The organism is Acidobacteriota bacterium (assembly GCA_003225175.1).
Classification (GTDB): domain Bacteria; phylum Acidobacteriota; class Terriglobia; order Terriglobales; family Acidobacteriaceae; genus Gp1-AA112.
Genome location: QIBA01000133.1, coordinates 1 through 1,045 on the forward strand (window position 1 = coordinate 1; position 1,045 = coordinate 1,045).

General features: G+C 55.6%; 3 protein-coding genes. All 3 read left to right on the forward strand.

Translation table 11 applies throughout. The features are described from left to right. On the forward strand, window positions 1-565 hold a 565-nt coding region (locus DMG62_23575), incomplete at its 5' end, for a TIGR00730 family Rossman fold protein (GenBank protein ID PYY20471.1). 17 nt (window positions 566-582) lie between these two features. Continuing rightward, window positions 583-762 carry a hypothetical protein gene (locus DMG62_23580; protein PYY20472.1) on the forward strand — a complete coding sequence of 60 codons (180 nt, stop codon included), beginning with the start codon at window positions 583-585 and terminating at the stop codon, window positions 760-762. 18 nt (window positions 763-780) lie between these two features. Continuing rightward, entirely contained in the window at window positions 781-1,035 is a 255-nt protein-coding gene (locus DMG62_23585; GenBank protein ID PYY20473.1) for a hypothetical protein, read from the forward strand. The last annotated feature ends 10 nt before the right edge of the window (window positions 1,036-1,045 follow it).

Here is a 1,045-nt window from a genome sequence, read left to right on the forward strand (position 1 = left end):
CATCGCGCAGCTCGGCTTCACGGTCATGACGGGCGGCGGACCCGGAATTATGGAGGCAGCGAACCGCGGCGCCAAAGACGCAGGCGGCCGTTCCGTCGGTTGCAACATTGAGTTACCGCATGAGCAAAACCCAAGCCCCTATCTGGATCGCTTCGTCACGATGCACTATTTTTTTGTCCGCAAAACGCTGCTGGTGAAATATTCATACGCGTTCGTAATTCTGCCAGGCGGGGCGGGGACACTCGACGAAATGTTCGAAGCGATCACGCTTATCCAGACGCGCAAGATTACGAACTTCCCGGTTGTGATCATGGGCACCACTGATTACTGGGACGAAATACTCCCGTTCATCCACAAAATGGCGAAAGCCGGTATGATCGCGCCGTCGGATCTGGAGTTAGTTCACGCGACCAATTCAGTCGATGAGGCGATCGCGCATATTCGCAGCCACGCAATCGAGCGGTTTGGCCTTCACGCGTCTCGACGAGTGCGGCCGCACTGGCGTTGGTTGGGAGAACGCGGTTTACCGCCGCCTCTTCGTGGTCGCCACTCTGACGGATCGTAACACATGGAGGACACAAGATGAGCAACGAAACTCCTGCTGCTATCGACCCGGACATGTTCGCGGCAGTTTTTAGCGAGAACCGGGACAACGCCCGTTACATCAAGAGCGAGCGCATCTCGTTTATGAACGCTTACTCGGTAATTTGCGCGGGAGTGCTGGCCCTGCTCCAGAGTGTTCAGGCTAGTGACCTCATCTGAATCGCACTGCTTTTCTTCATGACCTTATTTTCGCCAGTAGGATTGCTCACGAGCTTGCGGCTGAAAAGTGAATTGGAGGAGTGCCTGGCAAAGATCGAGGCTATGACTGCGCAGGCGAAGGTGAGCCAGTTTGTGGCGCTCGGCCAGCTCGAAGGAAAGCCATCGCGATACCCAAGATTCCGATGGATTTTTCCAATCTTCTACGCCATGACGACCGCGGGGTTCATTACACTGATCGTATATCGGCTGGTCACCGGCGAAGCCATGAAGTAACCGCCTCGCA